This is a genomic window from Pseudomonas taetrolens (assembly GCF_900475285.1).
Taxonomy (GTDB): domain Bacteria; phylum Pseudomonadota; class Gammaproteobacteria; order Pseudomonadales; family Pseudomonadaceae; genus Aquipseudomonas; species Aquipseudomonas taetrolens.
Window position 1 is genome coordinate 4,072,423 of record NZ_LS483370.1, and the last position, 21,858, is coordinate 4,094,280.

The window sequence follows — 21,858 nt, forward strand, 5'->3', positions numbered from 1 at the left end:
CAGACACATAACCGGGACCACCCGGAGACGCCTGATGAGCGAGCTTTTCTACAACGCCGTGCCTAACGCGACCCGCGTCGCCCCGCCCCTGCCCACACCGCGCCGCTATCCCGAACAAAAGCCACGCAGGGTCTACCTGTTTGGCACTTGCGTGGTCGACCTGTTCTACCCCGAAGCCGGGATGGACGCGATTCACCTGATCGAGCGCGAAGGTATCGAAGTCGACTACCCGCAAGGTCAAAGCTGCTGCGGCCAACCGGCCTACACGTCGGGTTATACCGATCAGGCACGCGAGGTCGCTCGCTCCCAACTGGCGCTGTTCGCCGAAGATTACCCTGTGGTCGTGCCGTCCGGCTCTTGTGCTGGCATGCTGCGCGAACACTATGAAGACCTGTTCAAAGACGAGCCCGAAACACTGAAAAAAGTCCACGCGCTGGCCGAGCGCACCTTTGAACTGACCGAGTTCCTGCTGTTTGTGTGCAAGGTGCAATTCAAGGACAGCGGCGCACCGGTCAAAGTCGCGCTGCACACTTCATGCTCGGCCCGTCGTGAAATGAACACCCACCTGCACGGTCGCGAACTGTTGGCGCAATTGAGCAATGTCGAGCGCATTGACCACAGCCACGAAAGTGAGTGCTGCGGCTTTGGCGGGACATTCAGCGTACGCATGCCCGATATTTCCGGGGCGATGGTCGCTGACAAAACCCGCTCGCTGATTGAAACCGGCGCGCACCAGGTGCTCAGCGCCGACTGCGGCTGCCTGATGAACATCAATGGCTCGCTGGAAAAACAGAAACAAGCCCTGCGCGGCCAGCACCTGGCCAGCTTTCTGTGGGAACGTACCGGAGGTGAACAATGAGCAGCAGCACACTGATTCCCACCGTTGCCGTGGAAGAAGACTTCCGCGAGCGCGCCCACGAAGCGTTGGGCGACAAACAACTGCGAAACAACTTTCGCAGTGCTATGGATTCGCTGATGACCAAACGCGCCGCGTCCTTCAGTGATGCCCATGAGCGCGAACATCTGCGGGCACTGGGCAACGCAGTGCGAGCCCGCGCCCTGTCCAAGCTGCCCGAACTGCTTGAACGGCTGGAAGCCAACCTGACCCGCAACGGCGTGCAGGTGCACTGGGCTGAAACCGTCGATGAAGCCAACGAGATCGTCATGTCGATTGCCCGCCGGCGTTCAGCCAGGCAGGTCATCAAAGGCAAGTCGATGGTCAGCGAAGAGATGGAGATGAACCACGTGCTCGGTGCCCAGGGCATTGAATGCCTTGAGTCCGACATGGGCGAGTACATCGTTCAACTCGACAACGAAAAGCCGTCCCACATCATCATGCCCGCGATCCACAAAAACGCCGGGCAAGTGGCCGACTTGTTTCACGAAAAGCTCGGCGTGGAATACACCAAGGACGTCGACCAACTGATCCAGATCGGGCGTCGTGTCCTGCGTCAGAAGTTCTTTGAAGCTGACATCGGCGTGTCCGGAGTCAACTTCGCCGTCGCTGAAACCGGCACCCTGCTGCTGGTCGAAAACGAAGGCAATGGTCGCATGTCGACCACCGTGCCCCCGGTCCACATTGCCGTGACCGGCATCGAGAAGGTCGTCGAAAACCTGCGCGATGTGGTACCGCTGGTATCGTTGCTGACCCGTTCGGCCCTTGGCCAGCCGATCACCACCTACGTCAATATGATCTCCGGCCCGCGCAAGCCCGGCGAGCTGGATGGCCCGGAAGAAGTGCACCTGGTACTGCTCGACAACGGTCGCAGCCAGGCCTTTGCCGACAGTGAACTGCGCCAGACCCTGAACTGCATTCGCTGCGGTGCCTGCATGAACCATTGCCCGGTTTACACCCGCATCGGCGGCCATGCCTACGGCGAGGTGTACCCCGGTCCGATCGGCGCGATCATCACACCGCACATGGTGGGCCTGGCGAAAGTTCCGGATCACCCGAGCGCCTCGTCGCTGTGCGGTGCATGTGGCGAAGTGTGCCCGGTAAAAATCCCGATTCCCGCCCTGCTGCGCCGTCTGCGCGAAGAGAACGTCAAGGCGCCGGACAGCTCGCCTCGCATCATGCGTGGCCAGGGCAGCAAGTATTCACGTAAAGAGCGCTTGATCTGGAACATGTGGGCCAGGCTCAACAGCTCACCCACGCTGTACCGCGTCTTTCTCAAGGCCGCCACTCGCCTGCGCGGGCTGACCCCGAGCAATGTCGGGCCGTGGACGCAAAACCACAGTGCCCCTAAACCCGCAGCCCGTTCGCTACACGATATGGCCCGCGAACACATGGCTAAAAAGTCGGGAGACCAGTGATGAGCGCCAAGCAGAACATCCTCAACAAACTGCGCAACAGCCTGACCGGCACCACACCGGTCCCTGACGATTTCGACGTAGCGCTGGTGACCGAGCCCTGGACTTACACACCGGAGCAGCGCATCCCGCAACTGCGCAAGTTGATGGAAGCCGTGCATACCGAAATCCACCTCAGCACCGAGCAGGACTGGCCCGCCTTGCTCGCGCAACTGGTGACGGACCGACAGTTGCCAAGCCTGCTGATCGCCCCGACGACCCCTCACGGGCAAACAGTTACCGCGCACTGGGCACAAAACCCTGCACTGCCAGCACTCAAGGCCTACGACCGACGCGTAGAAGAGTGGAAGGACGAGTTGTTCAACGACACGCCTGCCAGCCTCACGACTACCCTGGGTGCGATTGCTGCCACCGGCAGCCTGATCATGTGGCCGACGCCTGAAGAACCACGGCTGATGAGCCTGGTGCCGCCCGTGCATTTCGCCCTGCTCAAGGCCAGTGAAATCCGCGACAACTTCTATCAAGTACAACGCGAAATGAACTGGGCCGCAGGCATGCCCACCAACGCTTTACTGGTATCCGGCCCGTCGAAAACCGCCGACATCGAGCAAGTGCTGGCCTACGGTGCCCACGGTCCGAAAGACTTGGTGGTGCTGATCCTGGAGGACGCATGAGCCTGCCTGCCGCCTTTGTCCGTGATGCTGAACGGCTGATCCCGCAGAACCGGCGTTTTACCGATGCTCTTTCGACGCTGGCATTCGGCACCGACGCGAGTTTTTACCGGCTGATCCCCAAGCTGGTGATCCGCGTCGAGTCCGAAGACGAAGTGGTCGAGCTGTTGCGGCTGGCCCGCCGTGACCAGGTGCCGGTGACCTTCCGCGCTGCGGGCACCAGTTTGTCCGGCCAGGCCATCAGCGACTCGGTCCTGATTGTGCTGGGGGATAACTGGAACGCGAAAGAAATCCGCGGCCAGGGTACCCAGATACGCTTGCAGCCCGGCGTTATTGGCGCACAGGCCAATGCCTGGCTGGCCCCGTTCGGACGCAAGATCGGCCCCGACCCGGCCTCGATCAACGCCTGCAAAATTGGCGGAATCGTCGCCAATAACGCCAGCGGCATGTGCTGCGGCACCGCGCAAAACACCTATCACACCCTGGCAGGCTTGCGTGTGGTGCTGGCTGATGGCACCCGGGTCGACACCGAAGACGCGGCCAACATCACGGCCTTTCGTCAAAGCCACGGGCCATTGCTCGAACAGCTGGCAACATTGGCCCGCCAAACCCGCGCCAATTCTGAATTAGCCGCAAAAATTCGCCACAAGTACCGTCTGAAAAACACCACAGGCCTGTCACTCAACGCCCTGGTGGATTTCGACGATCCGCTGGATATTCTCAGCCACTTGCTGGTGGGCAGCGAAGGCACACTGGGCTTTATCAGCTCGGTCACTTACGACACGGTCATCGACCACCCGAACAAAGCGTCGGCGCTGATCGTGTTCCCGGACGTGGAAACCTGCTGCACCGCCGTCACCGTGCTCAAAAGCCAGCCGGTGTCCGCCGTTGAACTGCTGGACCGGCGCAGCCTGCGCTCCGTCCAGGACAAACCCGGAATGCCGGCCTTCGTACAGCAACTGTCGGCCAATGCCTGCGCCCTGCTGATCGAGTCCCGCGCCGCCTCGCGCACCTTGTTGCACGAGCAACTGGGGCAAATCATGGCTTCGCTCGCGGCCTTCCCGGTCGAGAAACAAGTGGATTTCACCGAAGACCCGGCCGAAAACGCCAAGCTCTGGGCGATCCGCAAAGACACCTTCCCGGCCGTCGGCGCGGTGCGCAAAACCGGGACCACGGTGATCATCGAAGACGTGACCTTCCCGGTTGAACAACTGGCCATCGGCGTCAACCGCCTGATCGCGCTGTTCGACAAACACCACTATGACGAAGCCATCCTATTCGGCCATGCGCTGGAGGGTAACCTGCACTTTGTCTTCACTCAGGGCTTCAACAACCCTGAAGAAGTGGCGCGCTACGAAGCGTTCATGGACGACGTGGCGCAATTGGTGGCCGTGGAGTTCGGCGGTTCACTCAAGGCCGAACACGGCACCGGTCGCAATATGGCGCCGTTTGTCGAGCTGGAATGGGGCAGCGATGCCTATCAGTTGATGTGGCAGCTCAAGCGCTTGCTCGACCCGCAGGGCATTCTCAACCCCGACGTGGTGCTCAGCGAAGACCCGCACATCCACCTCAAGCACCTCAAGCCCATGCCCGCCGCCGACGAGATTGTGGATAAGTGCATCGAATGCGGGTTTTGCGAACCGGTGTGCCCTTCCAAAGGCCTGACCCTCAGCCCGCGCCAGCGGATTGTGATCTGGCGCGATATCCAGGCGAAAAAACGTGCAGGCATCGACACCCGTGAGCTGGAAGCAGCCTACGCCTACCAGGGCATCGATACCTGCGCAGCGACCGGGTTATGCGCCCAGCGTTGCCCTGTAGGCATCAACACCGGCGAGTTGGTGAAAAAGCTCCGTGCGCGCAGTGCCGATAACGTGAAAACCGCCGAGTGGCTGGCCAGCCATTTTGCAACCTCGCTGCAAGGGGCCCGCTTCACCCTGCACGTGGCCAATGGCGCACGCATGCTGCTCGGGGCTCCACGGCTGACGAAACTGTCCGCCGCACTGACCCGCGCCAGTAAAGGCCGGGTACCGCTGTGGACCAACGCCATGCCCCAGCCGGAACGCGCGATTCGCTTCAGCCCGCAAGTGCTGGATGCACGGCCGCGGGTGGTGTACCTGGCGGCCTGCGTGTCGCGGGTCATGGGCCCCGCTGCCGGGGACGGCGAGCAAATGTCGCTGCAGGCAAAAACCCGCGGCCTGCTGGAAAAAGCCGGCTATCAGGTGATATTCCCCGACAATCTCGACAACCTCTGCTGCGGTCAGCCTTTTGCGTCCAAAGGCTACACCGAGCAAGCCGAGCACAAACGTCAGGAGCTGATTGACGCGCTGCTGCAGGCCAGCCGTGGCGGGCTTGATCCGATCTACTGCGACACCAGCCCGTGCACCTTGCGCCTGGTGCAGGACATCGGCGAAACCCGCCTCGACCTGTATGACCCGGTGCGCTTCATCCGCACCCACCTGGTGGACAAACTCAACTTCACGCCACAACAGGCCAGCATTGCCGTTCACGTCACCTGCAGCACCCAGCACCTGGGTGAAAGCCAGGCACTGATCGACATTGCCCGCCTGTGCAGCCACGACGTCGTGATCCCCGAAGGCATTCATTGCTGTGGCTTTGCCGGCGACAAAGGCTTCACCACGCCGGAGTTGAATGCCCACTCGCTACGAACCTTGAAAGAGGCCGTGCAACATTGCAGCGAAGGGATTTCCACCAGCCGCACCTGTGAGATCGGTTTGAGCCAGCACGGCGGAATCGATTACCACAGCCTGGTGTACCTCGTAGACCGGGTGACCCACGCCCGTTAAACCGCCGCTGCAACAGCCTTGCCTCGCGATAGCATCACCGCCGCATCCCCGGATGCCGTGGTGCCTGCATCGCGAGACAGGCTCACCTCTGCAGAGTGATAGCAAAATAAAAGCAAAGCCCTTGAGCGCAGCTATATTCAATAGGCTTAACGCCCTTGCATTGGGGCATATCACGGCACCTGACGACACAGGGCCTTATCTCTGCACAAGGAGTTTTTCCATGAAGCGTACCGCTCTTGCTGGCTTGTTGATCGCTGCTGCAATGTTGACGTCTCCCGTGTTTGCGAGTGAAAGCCTGTGCGACATCAACCTGCAAAAAATCAAGGACACGGAGGTCAGCACTGAAGTCATGAGCGAAGACTTGAAAAGCGACATCAATAAACTGATAGCAGAAGCCCAGACCGAAAAAGCCAAAGGCACTGAGGAAGGTGAGAAAAACTGCACCTCACTGACCTCCCAGGCCCTCCAGAAACTCCAGAACAACACCAAAGGCGGTCAGTAAGCCTTTGTTGAGGTTGGCCTTCTGCGTCGGATTGGCGTAGACTCGTCTAGCTTGCTGGTTATACACAGCAAGCATCGGGGCCGTTTAGGATTCGACGCCGGTTGCGAAACTCTAGGTGCATGCCGAGTTGGTAACAGAACTCGTAAATCCACTGTTGCAACTACTTATAGTTGCCAATGACGAAACCTACGAGGGTCAAGCTCTCGCAGCGTAAGCTGCCTTAGCCATCCTCCTGGTACCTTCGGGTCCAGCAATCACTAGGGGATGCCTGTAAACCTGAAGTGATTGTCATATAGAACAGGATCGCCGTGCAGTACGTTGTGGACGAATCGGCTAAAACTTACACAACTCGCCCAAAGCACCCTGCCCTTCGGGTCGCTGAGGGTTAACTTAATAGAAACGGCTAAGCATGTAGTACCGACAGCGGAGTACTGGCGGACGGGGGTTCAAATCCCCCCGGCTCCACCAAATAGCTGTCCAGACCTGTCTCAGACAGTCTGCGAAACACCCAAGAAGCCCGCCCCGTGCGGGCTTTCTTGTTTCTGGCTATCCATCCCTGTCTCCCCCTATACCTTCCCGCCGTGTATCCCCCTGTGTATCCTTGTTCTAATTTTGAACCAAAGGGATACACAGCAATGAAGCGTGCCGATATCAAGCGCCGCCCTTTGTCTGATACCACGCTGCTTGGCCTGGAACCTGACACCAAGGAGTACCGAGAACACGATGGTAGTGGCCTATATTTCCGCGTGAAGCCTGACGGCCAAAAGTCTTGGCAATTACGCTACAAGACCCCGACGGGTAAATGGAGCTGGCTGGGGCTAGGGGGTTATCCAGAGGTAGGAGGTTCTCTTGCCAGAAAAAAGGCAGCTGAGCTTCGAAGTGACGCCTCTGAAGGCAAGAACCCAATAGCGACCAAGAAGGCCCGCAAGGCTGCCGACCTTGAAGCTGCGAACAACACCTTTGAGGCTTTGGCCCAAGAGTGGTTTGTTGCACGTCGCAAAAGCTGGGAGGACGCAACAGCTACTAGGGTGATCGGAGCCCTAGAGCTTCATGTGTTCCCTGTTTTCGGCAAACGCATCTACACGGAAATCCTCCCTCTTGAGTGGATGGAGTTTCTGCGTGGAATGGAGCAAAAAGGCATTCTGGAACAGATGAGCCGGGTACGTGGATTTTGCAAAGAGATCTATGATCTGGCCCGCGTTACTGGCAGGGCTGTGCATAACCCACTCGAAGGTCTGCACAAATTTCTACAGACCCGTGCGGCTGAAAACTATGCACACGTCTCAACCCAAGAGCTGCCTGCCCTACTGCGAGCCATATCGTCATATCCCCACGCCAAAGATGTTCGTTTGGGTCTACGCCTTCTTTCCCTTATGGCGGCACGTCCATCAGAGCTACGAGAAGCCACTTGGTCTGAGTTCGACTTCGACAAGAAGCTTTGGACCATCCCTGCCGAGCGCATGAAAAAGCGTCGGGAGCACTTGGTCCCGCTGTCACGCCAAGCCATCGAAGCCCTGAAAGAACTTCATACGCTGAGCGGGGCATACCCACTGCTTTTCCCCGGGCGGAATGACCGAACCAAGCCCCGCAGCAATACCGTGTTTCTGATGGCTTTACGCCGTCTCGGTTATGAAGGCAGGCAGACGGGTCATGGGTTTCGTCACATCGCGAGTACCACACTCAACGAGCACGGCTTTGAAGAGAACCATGTCGAGGCGCAGCTATCGCATGTGAAAGACGGCGTTGCAGGCGTTTATAACAAGGCGATTTATCTGAAGCAGCGCACATCAATGATGCAGTGGTACGCCGATTATCTGGATGGACTTGAACTGGGCAATGTGATGCACGGGAACTTTAGTAAAGCAACCTAACCCTGCCAACTCATACCCCCTCTCAAAAGCCGTGTTACGGGTGTTACTCGTGTAACAACATCAATCAAGCCATTGAAAATAAAGGACTATTTAGACGTTACACTCAGCACACACACAAAATCTACTACGTGTAACGCTCTCAAGTAGTGTAACGCTCGAAACGCATTTACTGACCTGCAGGTAACTGCTCGCCAAGGTTTGCAACGCTGGACTTGTGCTCTTCGCACGGGGGCCAGGGGGTAGATGCCAGTCGTTCGAAAAACGGAGACTCATTTGGATTTAATTGATGGCATTGATCTCACGACAGGCGTGCACCCCACAGCCAAGCTGATCGAATACCTATCTGTCCTGCCCCTCTACGCCTATTGCGGAGAGCAGATACAGGACGCGTGCCGAATACTCGATCAATGCACCTCTCGGCTCGTGGTAAGCGACGCAACCGGTGATTTGAAATTACTCTGTATCGAGGCGATCAGGAATGAAGAGTCAATTTTCCAGTTTGCATCGACGCCACCCGTAACACGCCTGGCTGATGGCATTCGCCACTTCACTTGCTGCGAGGCAGCATCAGATGAGGAGGCTTATGCTGCCTACGCAATCGCATGTGCGATCAGAGCAATTGAATCACTCAACGACTGGATGCAGGCAACCGCAGAGGACGCCGTATCAACTAACTGGAAGATTCTTGAGCTGCCGTGGGAGGAGTTCGAAACCGCTGTTGTGGCAGAAGTGAGTCCTTACGAACGCATTGAGGCACTAGACAACTATGTCGCACACCTAGAGGTCATCACATCTCTGCTTTCGGTTTACGACAATGACATAACCGAGCTCGCAGCCGCAGCTATGAAAAGTGCAACAAAACGGAAGGGTGGTATTCTGAGCGGCATGGATCGTAAAGAAGAAATCTCAGTCCGCGACGCAGCCATTGTGCAACACGCACGCGACCTTCGAAATAAAGGGTTACCGCGCCGAAACGTGACTACCCAGGTTCATCGCTGGCTGGAGAATCAAGTGGCCCTTCCATCGCAGCAAAGGCCAAACTGGCTCCCACCCGAAGTTGAGAAAGCACTGACCCGCAGACAAGTGGATGCGATCCTTGATCGTTATGAAGTCGTGTAACCCGAAATTTCAATGTGGAAGTGAACTGCTCACACCATCTAAATCTCTAGATCATTGCTCTCGCCAGTCCAAATCAAGCGAGAGCAGTGCCTATGAACATCAATGTAACCTCCCTCCCCAGCAAAACTACGACACATACCCCCACCCTATTTGATCCTGCCTCAACGCTGATCCGCATGCGCGAAGTCGAAACCATCGTCGGCATGAAGCGATCCACCATCTACAAACTGATGCAACGTTCTGATTGCGGCTTCCCCCAGCCGGTGAAGCTCAGTATGAGCACCGCACGTGGCGCGCCAGTTGCTTGGGTTCTTGCTGAAGTTCAAGCCTGGGCACGCGGCCGTATCGAAGCACGCGATCAGGTGGCCGCATGACGCCAATATTCCTTCACCACCAGGCCATGGATCTATTCGGCGTAATTGAAACGGGCCTTCCATCCAAAGACGCTGTGAAAGCGCGCCGCCGACTGTGCTCCATTCGTGATCTGGCTGTCTCGTCTGGCGCTCATGTCGTGATCGTTCTGTGGCAGGACTTGGAGTGGACGCTTCTGGCTATTCAACCGCCTGCAGACGTTGAGATTAACGACGCTCGCGAGCTGATCCCTAGATTGCTGCGCAACCCCGAAACTCTTGAGCAAATGCGGCAACGGTCACACGAAGGGAACCACATGCAATGGCTCATGCTCACCCGGCCCGGCGCTTTCAAGCACTAATGAAAACGCCCCCGGGAGCGATCCGGAGGCGTTGAGGTATATCTACATGCCTGATCAATTTAAGCCGCGTCGGAAAAATGCGCAAGATCCACACACTGTTGCACTTTCCAAAATGGGGCGGTACTCTCTCGCTGTCGCTGCAAATTCAGCGACCGGGTTTGACGGCCCGACGAATCCAAGGCGCACAAGCGCCCCCATAACGATTGCAGGCGCTTTTTTTGTGCCCGCACATCCTGTTTATGGTGGCTGTGCGCAGGACACCTTCGGGTGTGCCGGTTTCCTTGATTCCCGGTCCGTCAACCTGCGTACAGCTGCCACCTTAATTCGTTTGACGGCGAGTCGTGGCAGTTCCCAAATCAAGGAGCTACGCCACATGCACGCCCTCAATCCGTTCAAAAATCGCGCCGCTGCTCATCGAGCAATGGCTCTCGCCGCTTTACACGCAAACTCCAGCCTCGCTACACGTCTTGCACGCTACAACGCTCATATGTCCAAAGCTCGCGCCCTCGAATCCGCTGGGGGTGCTCAATGAAAAGCGCTCTGAATTTCGCTCTGCCTGAAGATCTGCTTTGCGTCAGCAAAGAGGCCGAAGCCGGAATTCCCATTGATGCCATCACTTGCGCCATTGATCGCGCTTCGTCAGTGCTGACCCTCCTGGAAGATCACTTTGAAGGTGACTCCCCTCGCCTTTCCAATCACATCATCGCCTCCGTGCTTTGGGATGTTCGCGGCACGCTGGGCTTGATCAGAACGCTGGCCATGCATGCCGATGCGGCCTCGAACCAAGCTAATTCAGTTGGGGGTGCCTAATGAATACTCCCCCAAAAGGTAAATCACGCCGCCCTACTTTTGCCCAAGTCAAAGCTGCAGCTCTGCGCAACATTGATCGCGTACTCACTCAATGGCTGCCCAACGGCAAGCGTGTAGACGGCGGCAAGGAATACACAGCCCCCAACCCCACTCGCACGGACAAGCGCGCAGGCTCTCTAAAAATCAACCTGAGCAAAGGCACGTGGGCTGATTTTGCTACCGGTGACAAAGGCGGCGATCTGATTGATTTGGTGCGCTATCTGGATGGCGGCACGGACGTAGAGGCCTGCAACAAGCTTGCAGATCTACTTCGGCTGAGCACTGTCGATTCGCCATCAAAACCAGTTCCGACTAAAAGCCCAGCACCAGAGTGGATAGCAATTCAGCCAATCCCGACCGAGGCCATGAACAAGTGCCCCGCCAAGCATCGGCAACACGGCACACCGTCCAAAGTCTGGATCTATCGCGATACTCAGGGGCAGCCCCTGATGGCGCTTTATCGCTTTGACCTCGACCCGGACGAAGACGGTAAACCCAAGAAAGTCTTCGCTCCGCTAACGTGGTGCCAGAGCTCCGATAACCAATCGGCACAATGGAGGTGGCAAGGCTTGCCCGAGCCACGCCCATTGCTGCGACTGCACGAGCTCAACCTGCAGGCTGATGCCGCAGTTGTGCTATGCGAAGGTGAAAAGGCTGCTGATGCAGCCGCCGAACTCTTTCCAGGCTACGTGGCCACCTGCTGGCCAAATGGCTCGAATGCCTGGCACAAAGCCGACCTATCCCCTCTCAAAAATCGCAAGGTCGTGTTGTGGCCCGATAACGACCCGAGCGGCACAACCTGCATGGATGCCGTTGCTAAAAAGCTGGAAGCAATCGGCGCCGAGTCAGTTCGCGTAATTGCGCTGGAAAACTTCAAACGCAAGCCCACCCTCAAAAATGATCTACCCGGTTTCGCCAAGGGCGGCTCATGGGAACAAGGCGATGATGCAGCGGACGCACTCGCCAAAGGCTGGACGGCGAGCCACATTGCCGAGCTGGAGCGCACTGGCGAACTAATTGGTACTGCGCCTGCCCAGACTGTAGAACCCAAGGTAAAAAAACCGGCCAAACGTGCCTCGAAACCCAAGACCGACACTCTACCCAGCGGCTTTCGCCTGACTCACGAAGGGGTGTTTTACTCCGGTGAAGATGGCGAGTCGCGCCCTGTGTGCTCACCACTGGAAATCCTTGCACGCACCCGTGATGCCAAAGGTCATAACTGGGGTTTACTGGTCGAGTTTGACGATCCGGACGGGGCCAAAAAACGCTGGAACATTCCAGCGCGCACTATGACCGGCGACTTCGGAAAAGACGTTCTAGGTCCGCTGGTAGATATGGGCCTGCGCCTTGCTGGCACTCGCTCCAGCCGCAATGCACGCAACGACTTGCAGAGTTATTTCCAAGGCTTCGACAGCGCACAACGCGCACGCTTGGTCACACGACTGGGCTGGCATGACAGCGCCTTTCTACTGCCAGAACAGCAAGTCGGCTCCCACACTGAGCACCTGCACTTCTACGAAGCAGGTGCCCAACTGCCGCCTATCAGCGAGGCTGGCACCTTGGAGCAATGGCAAGAGCAAATCGGCGCCTTGTGCGTTGGTAATCATCGCTTGGCATTTGTGGCCAGCGTGGCGTTTGCTGGACCACTGCTGCACATGCTTGGTCATGAATCAGGTGGCTTTCACCTGTACGGCGATAGCTCGGGCGGCAAAACCACCCACCTGCAAGTCGCCGCCTCGATCTACGGCGGGCCGCGCTTGGTGCGGTCATGGCGCTCGACCGATAACGCCCTGGAGTCCATCGCTGCCGCGCACTCGGACGGCCTTCTGGTACTCGACGAAATAGGTATGTGCGACCCGCGCATCATTGGCGAAACCGTGTACATGCTCGGCAACGGCACCGGTAAAGCCCGCGCTAATGATCGTGGCCAAGCAGGCCGACAGGTTCAAGAGTGGCGTTTGCTGTTTCTCTCCACCGGCGAGAAAACCTTGGCACAACATATGGCCGAGGCCAACAAAGAACTCAAGGCCGGTATGGAGGTACGCATGCTTGCGGTGCCTGCAGACGCCAGTAAAGGGCTTGGTATGTTCGACGCACTCAACGGTTTCGAGGACGCTGCCGCCCTCTCTGACGCACTCAAATCCCGAGTGGCCAAATACTACGGCACGCCACTCACAGCCTTTCTATCAGCGCTGTGCGAACCCGGAAAAATGCACGGCTGGGCGATCATCCTGCGCCGCACGCTTGAAGGGTTTATTGCCAAGTCCCTGCCCGCCTCAGCGAGCGGCCAAGCCCATCGTGCTGCCCTGCGCTTTGGTCTTGCGGCTGCAGCTGGTGAGCTGGCTACCGCACTGGGCATCACTGGCTGGCCAGATGGCACTGCGACCACAGCAGCCCGTGTCTGCCTCAACGCATGGCTGAATGAGCGCGGCGGCGCCGGTAACTATGAAGGTGACGCCATCGTTGCTCGACTGCGCCAAGTTATCGAGCGCTTTGGCGAAAGCCGCTTCACTCGCTGGGAGTCTGCCGCAGCCAAGATCGATGAGCACGGTCCGCGCACCATCGACCGGTTGGGCTTTCGCAAATCGTTGGAGCATGGCCTAGGAGACGAACTGCATACCACCAACACCTACTACGTGCTGCCCGAGGCTTGGCGCTCCGAAGTATTCAAAGGCATGAACATCAATGCCGTGAACAAGGAGCTGCTACGTCGTGGAGTGCTCGACCCGGGAAGCGACGGGAAGGCTTCAAGCCTCGTCCGCCTTCCCGGACTTGGACCGCAACGCTGCTACATCGTCAAGACGATTCCGGGGACGGATGAGAGCGAGGCCAGGGCTGCCTGACGGTAACCCATTGTTCGAGGTAGCGCCGGCTCATTCCCGGCCTCGCCAGCCATTCAGCCACCCCCTAATCGCATTACATTGAGATAGAAGATATGAACGAGATCCAAGAACTGAAAAACCGCCGCGAACAAACAATCCTCGAGAAGGAAACACTTGAGCGCGAACTGGCCCCTTATGCGGCTGCACTCGAAGACTATGAAGTGCTGCAAAGTTTGGAAAGCAACTTGCGGTATGAAATCACCGATAAAAAAAGAGAGGTCGGTTACCGTGAGCGGGACATCGATACGCTCGATAAGAAGATCCATCGCCGAGAAACACTGGCCAATCACCAGAACCTGATGGCTGGCTATATCGAAGCCATCACTACATGGAAAGCTGACGAAGAAGAGCTAAACCAAAAACGTAACAGCATCAGCACGCGCTTGGAGCAGGTTCGTCAGCAAGCACATGAAGATATGACAAAAGCTCGGCAAGCCGAGACAAAAGCCGCTACTGCTTATGCACAAGCAGTCGCTTGGGGGGATGTGGAGGGTGAGAAAAAAGCTAATGACGACGCTCAAAAAGCTGCGAAACATCTCACCTCAGCCTCCGAGCATCATCGTCGCCAACAGCTGATTATTACTGCACTGGAGCAAGAAATCGTCACTATTGATCAGCACATCTCAGAAGCACAGAAAACGCGCGCAGACATTGAAAACCAAGCGTCATATCTGGCAAACACTGTGCTTGAAGAAAAGTGGAATGCTGCTGCAATAGCTCTGCTCGAGGTAGGTGGCAAACTATGGGCCGCTCGACGCCTAATAGATCGCGACCCAATAGCACTGACGAACCTGAAAATCCCTGAGCAGGGCGAAAACTACGGGCCCTGGGGCTGGACCGATCTTTCTGATCTCTCTTATCAACATAGCTTTGAAGACGTACTTGCTATGTAGCACTGATCTTTCCCGAAACGGCCTTGAAGCAGGGCCGTTCCGGTCACCCAAGAGGCCCAACCATGAACGCTGCCACACAAAACAAAGTCAGTTATTTTGACTCCCTAAAAGCCAGGAAATCGCATCTGAACAGACTAATAAACCTCATAAAGCCAAGGACAGGGCAACTACAAAAATAGAGACAATGACGATTGCAGCAATCAAGGCAGAGATCAGCGTCATAGAACAACAGATGAAAAAATGCTCCTAGTGTTCTAGTCGGAAGCCCTATGGGCTTCCGATTTAGTCTGCATTTAAACCTCTGCTAAAAAGCACCGCCCCCGCCAATGAACATCTACCGCTCTCAATATTACGTCGAAGTTCTACTTTTGATAACTGTATATTTTATTTTTCAAAAACACCAAAAACGAATACCCTACCAACTTAAATAAACGTTAGAACCTAGGTTCAGTTATTCCGCACAGCTCGCAAAAACCAAACTTCTTAACACATAGAAAACCCACTCCCCAAAAAATATTTACACAACGAACTTACTTACCAACATTAACACACAAGAAATACCTCTCCCCAGCCGACCACACTATCCTTGGTGAAAACACATTTCTGCATGTAGAACACCCAGAAGATTTCCAGCTCAATTATCTGTACCTGGTTATACTTAACACATCGATAGACTCGACTTCCTAATATAAGCAAAGACGAGTCTATCGATAGACTCTACCGCTCTAAATCTAGGTGACGCCGCAACTTGAAAGCAGCACAAAGCTTTTCAAGTTCAAGACTCAGCTTGGCGCATTCTTTCTCATCAGCCATATCGCACTGGCGCTTGAGCTCAGAGCACTGGTGCAACATCCAGCGACCCAGTGTGTCAACACTGTGCTCTAACCCCTCACGCCTCACCAGAGCAGATCCGTAACTTCGACGATCTCGCTCTACACATGTCAATCTCCCTTCAACATCGAAGATATACATAAGCCACTTTGGTTTGTTCCGATCTATATCATCACTCCGTACCTGCCGTGCAATTTGTACTAAGAAGATAAGACTCCTATCAGTTTTCTTGAGTAGATTAGTAGTAAACTCCTTACTAGCAGTTGCTCTCCAGCCATAACCGCCCTCACCTTCTTCGTGCCCCCAACCTGCAACCTTTACCAAAACTTCGCCTTTCGCTGAGCACCATGAACTACGTTCTATATCGAAGAGCAATCCTCCATCATCAGCTGCTCCAACCAAGCCTAATGGAATCCCTGAATACGCTCCACGGCGCTCATCGAATTTGTCTCCACAAGGAGCACTATCGAAAGGTTGCAACCAAGCCTCCAGTTGGAAATCTGGCACATCAATATTTTCGTGATATCTCTCATCAGGCAACGCGAAATCCATATGGTCACGCGTATTGGCAAGCGCTTGTGCAAGAGCATGTGCAGTTTGAGGTGAAACTAGCGCAGAATGGATATATACACGGTGAGTGGCGTCTCCCCAGCGCAACTCAAAATTGGCCGCAACCACGAGATCGTCAGAAGCGTTAATCTCAGCATCAAAGACTTCGGTAGAAAGTGAGCGTCCCCAAGCCTGCCCTTTAGTTTCACCATCATGCTGCTCCAAACATTTAAGCTCGGATGGTTCACACCCCCAGAAGCGAGGTTCAAGAGGAGGAATGGAACGATAATCGCTTAACCAGCGCGGCGAAAAAGTCAGCAAATGACCTCTGAGCCACTCTTCAAACTCGTTCTCATATTGCGGCCGCTCAACTAGTGGTCGCTCGCAGATAAGCTCTCCGACGACGCACATCATTGAATGCCACTCGATATGATAACTTAATCTCTCGACCGTAGGCTGGTCCCCATGCCTGCGCGATGTAAGTTTATGTAGAGCATCCAATCGACTCCTTCGCGGCTCATTTACCCAGTGCGTACTAGTTTCTTCATAACCCCATTTATCATGAATATATAATTCAAGACGATCTAGAAAAACATCCAATGGAATATCGAACATACGGGCAACTGGCTGATACCAATATGGAATAGCGTCAATACTGTCAAAGCTATATTTTCGTTGCCTGTCTCTTTCAATTTTCATTCGCGGTGTATACTGATTTGAACCAGCACTCGGACTGAATTGACTACGATTAAGCTGCTCCACGAATATACGGTCTGCTGATGTGGGGTTCCACAATCCGCTCCTATCAATCTCTAGCAGAACAGAGCGCCCCAGTTCGCGCACAATCACATGCGGTTCATGCCGAATTACGCTGAGGATAAGTGAGGTAAAACGTGAGATTTCCTGCACGTTTTCCACAGTCGCACGTAGCAGTACCATCATTAGTTGTTCAAGTGCTGCATAGCGATAAAAGGGAACTCCAGCGAAGACATGCTCCGAGCTACTGTCCAAACATAAGATTAACTTCTCCCACGCAAGGTCTTGCCCGCGCAACAACACCAGTGCTGCGTGACACGCACGCCAGCGTACCCGACGATCTATATCTCCCATCGCGGCGAACAAGCTGCGTGCAATACTCTCAGCAATATCGTCGGGTGGAGTTATGTTAGAGAGGGGAACACGAGGCCGATGCGATACACCATCCTCGATCCTACGCAGCAACGCGTCGAATAAATCAGAGCGACTCTCTACCGGAGTACGGGCTGCGATCATTCCGGTCAAGGTATAGAGAAGGTCTGCCGAAATCCTTTCTCGAAGCTGTTCAATACCTGATAGAAGGACATCAGCTTGCGCGGAAGAATCTAGCCCAGTAGCGGATAAGGCAGCCTCTATAACTGAGGTGTCGTCACGCCAGAGGAAAAAATTACGCAGCGCTCCAGCAATGTAGGAGGGAAAGCGCTCTCTCATCCAAACCGTTACAGGAGGATAGTTGGACCAGGACTGCAAAATTTGAGGTACGGCTTCGCCTAGATCAGCTTCGTGACGACCAAACTCGAGCCCTATATCGAGAAAAGGGACACGTAAGGATAAGCTGCCCAGTCGCTCTGCCACTTGACAGAACTTATCTACATCAGGCCCCCGCTTATCCATTTCCTCCTTCAATGCTGCGCGTATTTCATCAGCGGTACCAAGAACTGTAAGCCCCTCTCCTTCAGACTCAACTTCCAGCTCTTCATCTAATAAACGCTGTTCTTGAGCTTCCTTTTCTCGCCATTTGAGGAAGATGTCTCGATTCACTTTTGCCGCAGAGATCACTTCAGAGGCATCATTACCTGCGCAGCCTTTAAGAGTTTCGAAAGAAGATAGAAATCCATCGATCTTGCCGTCGCGCAGTTGCTCTGTCAGAGCCAAATCTATCACCCAGGCTGGCAGCATCGAATTGCTATCAACTGTATCATTCAGTTCGACCGAAATATCTGAAGCTAGCGTCGCTAGCGCGACTCGTTGGGCAAGTGTCAATGCTGTTCCGGTAGCTATCACTTTAGGCAGACTATGATCGAATGATGTAATACCCCGATCATGCCAAAGAGCAGCAGTTGCTAAGCCCATAGGAAGGTTCGCAGCAGTCATCCAACCAATTACGTCGATCCAAGCAAACTCATAGTGAATCCCAAGTGATTCAGCAACTGCACCTGCTGCGTCTCCGAGACGAGCGGCAAACGATGCTCGCTCGGCGAAACTTCCATTAAGGCCCGTATGAGCGATAGCACCTGCGGCCGCAAGTGCACTACGAGCCTCTAAGTCTACTGCGCAACTTGCCTCAACGGCCTTTTCAAATAGCCACTCCGCAAGCCCGACATCAAGTGGAAGGGCAATGCGCGCACTTACGCTAAACAATCTGACGCGTTCAGATGCAGGAAGCGGATCAGTCTCAATCTCCCTTGCAACTGCAGTCAATAATTCTAGTACAGAGTCATGTGTATGCGGCAGCAGCCCAAGCGTACTTGCTAAATCCTGCGCACAAGCAATGCTTTCAGCTGACCAGTTTCGCAACAATTCACGCGCCTCTGGAATTAGGCTTGCCAAGTTGTTGCCGCCGATCCCTGCATGCACAAGGTGATTGCGCACAAGTATAGTTACGGGGTCAGGGTCTCGGCGTAAAAAAGGGTCATAGCTTCGAGAAATACTGAGCGTTTTTGCAAGCGCTGGCCATGCACTTGCAGGATCCGCGAGAACTGAGGCTAGCGTCACTCTGGCTGCTTCGACATATCTTGTGAAGGCTGTCACTGTTTCAGCAAGTGTCTCATTCCAAGACTGCTCAGGCGATTTTTCCTGACGCAGCGTTGGACTGCGTTTAGTCGATGGAGGAACAATACGCCTCGGCGGCAACCACTCAGGGATGGGTACAACAACTCCAGAGATAAATTCGCGCAGAGTATACGCACGCGCATGACACGCCCCCGCTGAACGTAGACGATACAAATGATATGTCTCTTTCATCTCAGGCTTAGGCATTGCGCGATCTAGTATCTGCGTGACCTGGGGCTTGAGATCCTCATAGACGATGGCTCGTTCGCAGATAAGGAGCGTTGCTTCCTGCCAAGCAAGTAATGGAGAGTTAGACAACCCGCTCTCGATAGGGCTATGCCATCTGGCATGGGTTGCTTGCGCTAGCCTCGCAAGGCCATTCCGCATAACTGGATTAGTAATTTTAGCTCCGGCAATTAATGCCGCAGCCATCAGTGGCGCCAGCCCAAGTGGAGGCCATGCTCGTACATCGATGACATCTAGCAATGCCTGAGGGTTAACCCCCGCAGCCCTCCCCGCCAGTATATTGAACACAGGGTGCAACACTGACTTAGGCCCCCACAGAAGGAGTCGATCTAAGGCGTCACTCTCATTTAACAACGCGGCATAGACTTGATACTCGGCCGCTATATCACAGGCTTTGGGTTTGAAGCCCTTAGAACTATCTGAATCGTGAAGTTCGCTAAGGTGAGCATCCCACCAACGTAAATGAGCTTTTGCAGTTTCTGGATGAGAAAGCGCTACTTGGCGGGCAAGCTCGATCCTGAGGCTCGGGCGTTTATTTCGATGACGCTGACCGACCATCACAAGGCGGTTCGCTTCCTCAGCAGCAAATAGTACTGACAGGTCGAGATTCTCAACAGTCAGGTCCTCCAGCAACTTAGTGCGTTGAATTGCCCCAGCCGAAGCGATAAGTAGACTACATGCATTGGTAATATCAGCGGCTGCACGGCAACAGCGTATAGCAAGGCTCAGTTGTCGGGACCAGATAAACTGCGCTTCTAGCGAGTTTAAAACGTTTGAAGGCTTCTGCACCTGGGTTACCAGTGCATAAAGGGCATCGAGTCGTTTCGCGGCGGCAAGTACTTCTGCGACGCTTATGGCGGCATAGCGATCAGTGAGCTGGGTTTCTAAGAGCAGATCGGCTGCGCGCTCTAACAGCTCTTCCCCCCCACTCCCAGGGCGCTCAATTACGAATGCTTCGAAGTCCTCATCATGAAAGGACCATCCTTCCTTGTGTTCGACAATACCACCCACATCCGCGGCAATGTCATTAATATCTGCTGGAGCAAGCTCAGCCAATGCAGAGAGAATCCGTCCCGGCACTGGTCGTGGAAGACGGGAAAGTGCATCAAGAACGCGCCAGACCTTATCTGCGTTGCCCAGATGCTTACCTGCCTCGCTAACCCGTTGTTCAAACAATGGGTTAATGCCCTCCGCTTTTGGCATCAGTCGCGCTAATGCTCGCGCCTCACCATCAATAGGCAAACCCTCAATCGCATAAACAAGACGACGTGGGTTTCCTCCCGTAAGGTTCTCAAACGTAGTGGCAAGCTCAAAGTTCCATTCAGGCTGCCACAAAGCAACTAGCTGGCGAACCTCATTGACATCAAAACTTGGAATTTCAAAGTCGTCGTAGAACCGCTTATCACCGACTTCGTCGCGCCGTGCTGTACGGCAGCTCACAACAATCCGAACATTGGCAGGCCAACCAGAGGCTTGGCTCAATACGTCAAGAAAACATGATTCACGCCAATGACGAGAACCTGTCCGCGCATTGTCGACTGCATCGAAGCAAAGTACGAGTAATGCATCAGCGCTCCGCAACTTTAGCAGGCCAGCAGCCACCTTCACACGGCTTCGAAAGGCTTCGAATACCTCCACGCTACCTTGACGCCGAATCACCATTGGCGTTCTGAGCCGAGCAGCTAGTTCATTACCGAGTTGCGTAAATGCATGCTCGGGTAGGTGACGTTTCTGATCAGAGGTTAAAAACAAGCCTCCACCATAGCTGTCATATGTGAATAGTTCTGAGCCTGCCGGAAGTACCGACGGTAGCTCACAGATCAGAGTTGTTTTACCACATCCTCCTCCAGCATGGAGGCGCAGTGGTTTTTGCTGAAAGCCTTTCAGTTTCTCACCGATGAGATTAATGACTTCACGGCGCACATACGGACGAGCAGGCTCTATCTGACACTCAGCGGGGAACAACATTTCACGGTTCCCCACCCCCAGCCAGACTAATAGACGCTCCTTTGTCACCGCCGGGTCATTGGTGCTTTCTGGGAGCATCAATGTGGCAACACGCTTCTGCAACAGATTGGAGTCATCGCGCGCATCAGCGTCGGCCATACTTGCAAGACGCTGGATAACCTCACTTTCCATCATCAATCGAGACGCAGATGCAAAACCTGTTAAGTCCCACGCTTTGAGGAAGGTAACAACTTGCCGGGAAGTTAGTCCGAGCCCTTTTTTGAGCTTAGAGAATAAATCAACGTCCGTTACGGCTGGCTTAATGTCACTTCTTATCAACCGCTCAATATCCATTGCTACTGAGGCGGAGATAGGTTGATTTGTGACAATGGAAAAGTTGCCCTCAAACTTTACTGCCTTTAATAACCCGGCGAGTTTTCCGAGCACACTACTCAACGGCTTGGTTTTGGCTCGACGTGTGAGCAATCGCGACCACGTCCAGTTCTCTTCAGGGTGCGATGCAGAATGCTTGAGTTGTAAATAACTATGGCTCAAGCCTTTCGGCGTTTGACGTATCAATACAATGTCAGCAGCTTGCCCATGCTCACCCAACTGAGCATGAATTTCATCCCGGGGCAGGCCCTCCACCTTAATTCCTGCTACGTCCTCTTTGGCGTCGAGTAAACGCAGCATTTCACGAGTGGCCCAAAGGGTATGAAAGTCATCACCAGCATTCGACGCAACAGCGCCCAAAAAACTTTCCTTGTCTTCCAAATTAACCTCTGATTGTCTCAGCAATATTCACTCATTCTAGAACGATAATACCCATCAAGACAGGTGTCCTCTGAGGCAAAGACAAGTAAA

The 21,858-nt window shown here is 54.8% G+C and carries 13 protein-coding genes and 1 other RNA gene; 13 read left to right on the forward strand and 1 reads right to left on the reverse strand.

What is annotated here, in order from left to right:
• Positions 1 to 34 precede the first annotated feature (34 nt).
• The 13 genes from DQN55_RS18920 (at position 35) to DQN55_RS18980 (ending at position 14,613) form a co-directional block, all read left to right on the forward strand.
• Positions 35 to 859: a (Fe-S)-binding protein gene (locus DQN55_RS18920; protein WP_048383606.1), complete on the forward strand. Its 825-nt coding sequence runs from the start codon at positions 35 to 37 to the stop codon at positions 857 to 859.
• The gene (locus DQN55_RS18925) at positions 856 to 2,313 is read left to right on the forward strand and encodes a LutB/LldF family L-lactate oxidation iron-sulfur protein (RefSeq protein ID WP_048383604.1); all 1,458 of its coding nucleotides are present in this window, start codon (positions 856 to 858) and stop codon (positions 2,311 to 2,313) included. The genes DQN55_RS18920 and DQN55_RS18925 overlap by 4 nt, the downstream gene beginning before the upstream one ends.
• On the forward strand, positions 2,313 to 2,984 hold the full coding sequence (locus DQN55_RS18930) for a LutC/YkgG family protein (RefSeq protein WP_048383602.1): 672 nt from the start codon (positions 2,313 to 2,315) through the stop codon (positions 2,982 to 2,984). The genes DQN55_RS18925 and DQN55_RS18930 overlap by 1 nt, the downstream gene beginning before the upstream one ends.
• Positions 2,981 to 5,785 (forward strand): FAD-binding and (Fe-S)-binding domain-containing protein, encoded by a 2,805-nt coding sequence (locus DQN55_RS18935; RefSeq protein ID WP_048383600.1) that lies wholly within the window; start codon positions 2,981 to 2,983, stop codon positions 5,783 to 5,785. The genes DQN55_RS18930 and DQN55_RS18935 overlap by 4 nt, the downstream gene beginning before the upstream one ends.
• A 220-nt stretch (positions 5,786 to 6,005) precedes the next feature.
• Positions 6,006 to 6,287, forward strand: a complete 282-nt coding sequence (locus DQN55_RS18940; protein ID WP_048383599.1) for a hypothetical protein — start codon at positions 6,006 to 6,008, stop codon at positions 6,285 to 6,287.
• Positions 6,288 to 6,363: 76 nt separating this feature from the next.
• Positions 6,364 to 6,755, forward strand: a transfer-messenger RNA (tmRNA) gene (ssrA, locus tag DQN55_RS18945).
• A gap of 167 nt (positions 6,756 to 6,922) precedes the next feature.
• Entirely contained in the window at positions 6,923 to 8,158 is a 1,236-nt protein-coding gene (locus DQN55_RS18950) for a tyrosine-type recombinase/integrase (RefSeq protein WP_048383597.1), read from the forward strand.
• A 273-nt stretch (positions 8,159 to 8,431) separates the two neighbouring features.
• The gene (locus DQN55_RS22505) at positions 8,432 to 9,277 is read left to right on the forward strand and encodes a hypothetical protein (protein WP_231995618.1); all 846 of its coding nucleotides are present in this window, start codon (positions 8,432 to 8,434) and stop codon (positions 9,275 to 9,277) included.
• Positions 9,278 to 9,369: 92 nt separating this feature from the next.
• Positions 9,370 to 9,651: a helix-turn-helix transcriptional regulator gene (locus DQN55_RS18960; RefSeq protein WP_048383596.1), complete on the forward strand. Its 282-nt coding sequence runs from the start codon at positions 9,370 to 9,372 to the stop codon at positions 9,649 to 9,651.
• Entirely contained in the window at positions 9,648 to 9,989 is a 342-nt protein-coding gene (locus tag DQN55_RS18965) for a hypothetical protein (RefSeq protein WP_048383594.1), read from the forward strand. Before DQN55_RS18960 ends, DQN55_RS18965 begins: the two co-directional genes overlap by 4 nt.
• A gap of 528 nt (positions 9,990 to 10,517) precedes the next feature.
• Positions 10,518 to 10,799 (forward strand): hypothetical protein, encoded by a 282-nt coding sequence (locus DQN55_RS18970; RefSeq protein WP_048383593.1) that lies wholly within the window; start codon positions 10,518 to 10,520, stop codon positions 10,797 to 10,799.
• A complete protein-coding gene (locus DQN55_RS18975; protein WP_048383590.1) occupies positions 10,799 to 13,681 on the forward strand; it encodes a DUF927 domain-containing protein in 2,883 nt (960 codons plus the stop codon). The genes DQN55_RS18970 and DQN55_RS18975 overlap by 1 nt, the downstream gene beginning before the upstream one ends.
• Positions 13,682 to 13,773: 92 nt before the next feature.
• A complete protein-coding gene (locus tag DQN55_RS18980) occupies positions 13,774 to 14,613 on the forward strand; it encodes a coiled-coil domain-containing protein (protein ID WP_048383588.1) in 840 nt (279 codons plus the stop codon).
• A 717-nt stretch (positions 14,614 to 15,330) separates the two neighbouring features.
• Here the strand turns inward: DQN55_RS18980 and DQN55_RS18990 are convergent.
• Positions 15,331 to 21,768 carry a BTB/POZ domain-containing protein gene (locus tag DQN55_RS18990; protein WP_126514219.1) on the reverse strand — a complete coding sequence of 2,146 codons (6,438 nt, stop codon included), beginning with the start codon at positions 21,766 to 21,768 and terminating at the stop codon, positions 15,331 to 15,333.
• Between the last annotated feature and the right edge of the window lie 90 nt (positions 21,769 to 21,858).

Bases quoted from the DNA above. Each gene is read 5' to 3' on its own strand.
- DQN55_RS18920 (WP_048383606.1), top strand. From the start codon at position 35: ATGAGCGAGCTTTTCTACAACGCCGTGCCTAACGCGACCCGCGTCGCC.
- DQN55_RS18925 (WP_048383604.1), top strand. From the start codon at position 856: ATGAGCAGCAGCACACTGATTCCCACCGTTGCCGTGGAAGAAGACTTC.
- DQN55_RS18930 (WP_048383602.1), top strand. From the start codon at position 2,313: ATGAGCGCCAAGCAGAACATCCTCAACAAACTGCGCAACAGCCTGACC.
- DQN55_RS18935 (WP_048383600.1), top strand. From the start codon at position 2,981: ATGAGCCTGCCTGCCGCCTTTGTCCGTGATGCTGAACGGCTGATCCCG.
- DQN55_RS18940 (WP_048383599.1), top strand. From the start codon at position 6,006: ATGAAGCGTACCGCTCTTGCTGGCTTGTTGATCGCTGCTGCAATGTTG.
- DQN55_RS18950 (WP_048383597.1), top strand. From the start codon at position 6,923: ATGAAGCGTGCCGATATCAAGCGCCGCCCTTTGTCTGATACCACGCTG.
- DQN55_RS18960 (WP_048383596.1), top strand. From the start codon at position 9,370: ATGAACATCAATGTAACCTCCCTCCCCAGCAAAACTACGACACATACC.
- DQN55_RS18965 (WP_048383594.1), top strand. From the start codon at position 9,648: ATGACGCCAATATTCCTTCACCACCAGGCCATGGATCTATTCGGCGTA.
- DQN55_RS18970 (WP_048383593.1), top strand. From the start codon at position 10,518: ATGAAAAGCGCTCTGAATTTCGCTCTGCCTGAAGATCTGCTTTGCGTC.
- DQN55_RS18975 (WP_048383590.1), top strand. From the start codon at position 10,799: ATGAATACTCCCCCAAAAGGTAAATCACGCCGCCCTACTTTTGCCCAA.
- DQN55_RS18980 (WP_048383588.1), top strand. From the start codon at position 13,774: ATGAACGAGATCCAAGAACTGAAAAACCGCCGCGAACAAACAATCCTC.